The organism is Kribbella albertanoniae, assembly GCF_004348455.1.
In the GTDB taxonomy this organism is placed as follows: Bacteria; Actinomycetota; Actinomycetes; order Propionibacteriales; family Kribbellaceae; genus Kribbella; species Kribbella albertanoniae.
The window spans coordinates 1-4,586 of the sequence record NZ_SMKA01000425.1 but is presented as its reverse complement, the minus strand read 5'-3'; the positions used below and the strand labels follow the sequence as shown (position 1 = coordinate 4,586).

The window sequence follows — 4,586 nt, the reverse complement described above, 5'->3', positions numbered from 1 at the left end:
GGTTCGGGCGACGAGGGTACGGCGTTCCAGGCGGTCGACCATGTTGGTGAGGGTGGAGCGTTCGATGCTGAGGATGCGGCTGAGATCGGTCATGCCCTGGGGGCCCATGAGCAGCACGCAGAGCAAATGCGCCTGCTGCGGGGTCAAGCCGAGCGGGCGGCTGGTCTCGGCGTACAGGTCCTGGAGGAGGTGCATGACCTGGATGAGGGCACCGGTCAGCTCGGTGTCGCGGGCCGTCTTCGTCGCCATGACACCACTGTAGTCCGGACGCCTGATACTTCGTAGGGCTACTATTTAGGCCTACGAACTAAATTAGGAGGTTCATCATGTGGTTCGGATATGGCTCACCGGCCGGGGTTCGCGATGTCGGAGCCGTGTTGCAGCTGGCTGTGCAGGCCGATCGGGACGGGCTGGATCACGTCAGCGTGTCGGATCATCCGTACGTCGCGAACCTGCTCGACGGGTACGCGACGATCGGCGTACTGCTCGGCCGGACGACGCGCTTGTCCGCATTCGTCAACGTCACCAACCTGCCGCTGCGCCCGGCGCCGGTGCTGGCGCGAACGGCGACCTCGCTCGCCGCGTTGTCGGAAGGTCGGTTCATCCTCGGTCTCGGGGCCGGTGGAGCGTGGGATCAGATCACCACGATGGGCGTCCCGGAGCTTCGGCCGGCGGCGGCCGTGCAGGCGTTCGAGGAGGCGATGCAGCTGGTCCGCGGGCTGTCCGACGGCGGTGATCCGCAGCCCACGAAGCACTATCCGATCGGCAAACTCCGCCCGGCTCCAGTCGCTGCGCCCCTGATCTGGACCGGTTCGAACGGCCCGAAGTCGCTGGCCGCAACCGGTCGTCAGGCCGACGGCTGGATCCCGGGCCACTCGGCCGACTGGCTGAGCGAGCGGTACCGCTGGTCCCGCCCGATCATCGACGAGGCCGCCCTGTCCGTCGGTCGCAAGCCTGCCGATGTCGCCACGATCTACAACTTCCCAGGCGAACTCACGAGCACCCCAGTACGCCGTACTCGCGGCGACGACGGTATGTGGATCGGCGGATCCACCGGCCAGTGGGTCGACGAACTCACCGACGCGATCCTCAACCACGGCGCCGGCGGTTTCACGTTCTTCCCGCGCGGAACCGACCCCTTTGACGTACAACTCGCCCGCTGGAGCACCGAAGTAGTCCCAGCCGTCCGCGCCGCCATCAGTCGGTGACGGGTGGTTCCACGCGGAAGACGCAGTGCAGTGTCTGCGTGTGATCGCGGAAGCCATTGCGGTAGGTGAGGCGGAAATCCGAAGCCTGCAGCGGGCGTTGATCGGTGGTGACGCGGAACCTCGCCAAGATGACCTGCGCACTCAGGTCATAGTGTTCGGCGAGAACGTAGCCAGCGAGCGGAACTGACGGCCGCGCGGCCGGGTCCCAGGCGGATCCGTTGCTGGCAGTCCAACTGAGCGGCGGGTCGCCGTTCGGAAAGGCGTCGACCTGATAGATCCGTGCCTCGACGAACTCCAGGCCCGGATCAGCGGTGCCCGGCTGGGCGGAGACCAAGGTAATCGGGTTCCCGCTGTTGTTCCGGCTCGGCGACGGCGCGAGGTAGTACACCTCGACCGGCTTTCCCGCCGGAACTGGGACGCCGATCGTCATGCTCCCGTCGCCGATCCCCAAAGCGCGGCCGTGATTGAGGTCGACAAGGAATCCCACGAGTCCGATGGCTGCCAGCACTCCAACGATCTTCAGATACCGCATGCGTCCCCCCGCAGTTGGTGGACTACTCAGCGTAGGTCAGTCCAAGGTCGCGCGCTCTTCTGGAGCAACGAGGGGGGCCCAGCCATCCGCGCCGCCATCAGTCGGTGATCGGCGGATCAGCCGAGTATCGCGAGCTCCTGCGCGGTGAGCTGGATGTCGCCGGCTGCGACGTTCTGCTCGAGGTGCGGGATCTTGCCGGTGCCTGGGATCGCGAGGATGTTGGGGGAGCGGTGGAGGGTCCAGGCGAGCCGGACCTGCTGCGGGCTGAACCCTTGGGCGTCGGCGACCGCTTGGACCGTGGCCCTCGGTGCCCCGACCATCGCGGAGAACGGGACGTAGGCGATGCCTTCGGTTGCGCAGAGGTCGATGAGGGGGTCGTCGGTGCGGAGGTCGACCGAGTAGTTGTTCTGGACGCAGACGACCGGGGCGATCGCGAGGGCCTCGTGGAGGTGGTCGGGGCGGACGTTGGAGATGCCGAGGTGCTGGATCAGGCCCTGGTCGCGGAGGTCAGCCAGTACGGCGAAGCGGTCGGCCAGGGGGCCGGAGTCGTCGGCTACGCGGAGGTTGACCAGGTTGAGGGAGTCGACGCCGAGGGCACGCAGATTGTCCTCGACCTGCGCGCGGAGCTCGGCGGTCGTGGTGGCTTGGTAGAAGCCGCGGTCGGGGTCGTTCCCCGGGCCGACCTTCGTCGAAATCAGCAGCTCCGGCGGGTACGGCGAGAGGGCTTCGCGGATCAGCTCGTTCGCCGGGCCGTAGAACGCTGCGGTGTCGAAGTGGTCTACTCCGAGCTCGACAGCACGACGCAGTACGGCGACGCCGGTGGCCGGGTCGAGCCGCATCGCGCCGAACCCGATCCGCCGTACGGTGTGGTCACCGAGCTTCCAGGTGGTGGTCACTCTTCGACCGCTCCCTTCACCGCACGAAGGTGCTGACGGAAGGTCAGCGACGGATCGGCAGCCCGGGCCGTCAGGTACTCCGCGAACCTGACCTGCTCGCGCAGCGAACGGCCCGGCCGGATCTCGGCGGCCTGTCTGCGCTCGGTGTCGCGGATGGACTCGGCCAGGTCGAACAGCTCGCCGATCCGGTCCGCCGGCACGAAGAGCACGCCGTCCTCGTCGCCGAGTACGACGTCGTCGCGGGTCACGGTCCATTCGCCAATAGTTGCCGTGAGCAACGCATCGGCCGGCTGTGGGTCGAGTCGAAGTGGGCCGGTCGGCATTGCGCCGAGACTGAACACGGGAAGCCCGATCGCCTGTATATCAACGGTATCGCGGTGCAGACCCCAGATCACGACGCCACTCAGGCCAGCGGCCTTTGCCTCGAGCGCGACCATGTCACCGGCACATGCTTCGTCGCGGCGTCCGCCGTTGTCGATCACCAGCACGTCGCCCTCGGCGGCGCTCTCGAACGCCTCCAGGAAGACGTCGACGCTGCCCACATGCTGGACCGGCAGCACTCGACCGGCAACGCGACCGCCAGTCACAGCAGTCAGTGACACCGTCCGCACCGGCAAACCCACACGGAGACAAGCGTCTGCCACGTGTGCGGTGGTGAGTTCGTCGAACCGTTCCAGCATGCCCACACCCCTCATCGGTCGATTCACCGACGACAGTAATAGGTCGCTAGGACAGAAACCGCAGAATCTCGGGAAACGACGGGTTGTAGTTCTCGACCGAGGTGTCGACGGTGAGGATCGGTACCGGCAGATCCACTGCCTGGAAGGCGTTGTGGGTCCGCAGTCGCGCATCTGCGGTGATCTGCGCGTCCTCGTGTGCAGCACGCCGTGGGTCGCTCGCGGTCCGCGCGGTGATGCGGTCGAGCGCGACCTCGGCGGGGACTGTGCAGTGCAGGATGCGAAGGTCGGCGCGGCCGAGGAGCGGACTCAGTCCGGGGGACCAGATCCGGTCCTGGAACGCAGCTTCGGCGACGATCGTCGTACCGCGGCCGACGAGCAGACCGATCACATCGAAGAACGTCGACAGCGTCCGCATCGTGAGCGGATCACCCGGTCCGGGGACGAATCCCGGGGTGGCGTGGACCATCCCCTCCTTGATCTCGTCCCGGCAGATCGCCGGACACCCGATCGCGCCCGCCACCCGATGCGCCAACGTCGTCTTGCCGGTCCCTGGTGGACCACTTACAACAACCACCAATGGGATCGAGTGCACCGCCGCACCCTAGCCATCTCCGCGCCGACTCGCCAGCCGAATTTTGCGCAACGACAGGAGGTGTACGCCGATTTGACGCTCTGGCGGGTAGTCGTGAGCGTGGCGCGGGGAGGTAGTAGGCCTATACGTCCTGTTGTTCGGGTGGCGTCGGCAAGAACACGTAGTAGTACCTCTCAGCGGCATTGCCGATTGCCGCCCACGCTCAGCAAGTGCCCGATGCTGGGGCCACTACGTGTCATTAGCGTCGCCGGGCGCGCCCACCACGGCAGACGGTCCACGACTTCCGCTCATCCTCGGTGGTTTGCACGAACGGGCGGCTGTGGTGACGTGACGGAGCGGTGTGATCTGCCGAAGGACAGGAGGTGTCACCCAGTTGGGCGCTGGCGCCTGGCTCGGTGAGCGTGAGCGCGGCATGTAGGAGGCGTATACGTCCTGTCCGTGTGCATCCCCCCGGGGCCGCTCGGACGCGGCCGGGGGAGGTTGCTCGCCACTGCGGCCGCTGACCGCGGAGGCGTGGCTGGGCGGGGTCGGCGACGGTTCGTCCTTGTCTTTGTGCGCGAGATCCATCTTTGGGTATCCACCAACCGGTCTCCGGGGGCTCGAAGTGGTTGAGGGGTTCCCAAAGACGATCTGGGTGCACAGAGAGCGGCGTGGGGGTTGGGGAACGGGGAGCTGTTC

6 protein-coding genes are annotated in these 4,586 nt (G+C 66.8%); 1 reads left to right on the top strand and 5 read right to left on the bottom strand.

The window, feature by feature from the left end:
* Positions 1-249, bottom strand: a 249-nt coding sequence (locus E1261_RS43310; RefSeq protein ID WP_132415949.1) for a MarR family winged helix-turn-helix transcriptional regulator, incomplete at its 3' end; no start/stop codon positions are given.
* A 77-nt stretch (positions 250-326) separates the two neighbouring features.
* On the opposite strand from E1261_RS43310, the gene E1261_RS43305 reads away from it, so the two are divergent.
* Entirely contained in the window at positions 327-1,208 is an 882-nt protein-coding gene (locus tag E1261_RS43305; protein WP_132415947.1) for an LLM class flavin-dependent oxidoreductase, read from the top strand.
* Here E1261_RS43305 and E1261_RS43300 read toward each other — a convergent pair.
* From E1261_RS43300 to E1261_RS43285, 4 genes are all read right to left on the bottom strand, one after another.
* Complete coding sequence (locus E1261_RS43300) at positions 1,198-1,740, bottom strand: hypothetical protein (RefSeq protein WP_132415945.1); 543 nt, start codon at positions 1,738-1,740, stop codon at positions 1,198-1,200. The genes E1261_RS43305 and E1261_RS43300 overlap by 11 nt on opposite strands.
* A 116-nt stretch (positions 1,741-1,856) precedes the next feature.
* A complete protein-coding gene (locus tag E1261_RS43295) occupies positions 1,857-2,636 on the bottom strand; it encodes an aldo/keto reductase (protein ID WP_238176817.1) in 780 nt (259 codons plus the stop codon).
* A complete protein-coding gene (locus E1261_RS43290) occupies positions 2,633-3,316 on the bottom strand; it encodes an RraA family protein (protein WP_238176816.1) in 684 nt (227 codons plus the stop codon). The genes E1261_RS43295 and E1261_RS43290 overlap by 4 nt, the downstream gene beginning before the upstream one ends.
* Positions 3,317-3,362: 46 nt before the next feature.
* Positions 3,363-3,908, bottom strand: a complete 546-nt coding sequence (locus E1261_RS43285; protein ID WP_165952853.1) for a P-loop nucleotide/nucleoside kinase family protein — start codon at positions 3,906-3,908, stop codon at positions 3,363-3,365.
* Positions 3,909-4,586 lie beyond the last annotated feature (678 nt).

What these genes read in the sequence shown, in the direction of transcription:
- E1261_RS43305 (WP_132415947.1), top strand. Translation starts at nt 327, where the DNA reads ATGTGGTTCGGATATGGCTCACCGGCCGGGGTTCGCGATGTCGGAGCC.
- E1261_RS43300 (WP_132415945.1), bottom strand. Translation starts at nt 1,740, where the DNA reads ATGCGGTATCTGAAGATCGTTGGAGTGCTGGCAGCCATCGGACTCGTG.
- E1261_RS43290 (WP_238176816.1), bottom strand. Translation starts at nt 3,316, where the DNA reads ATGCTGGAACGGTTCGACGAACTCACCACCGCACACGTGGCAGACGCT.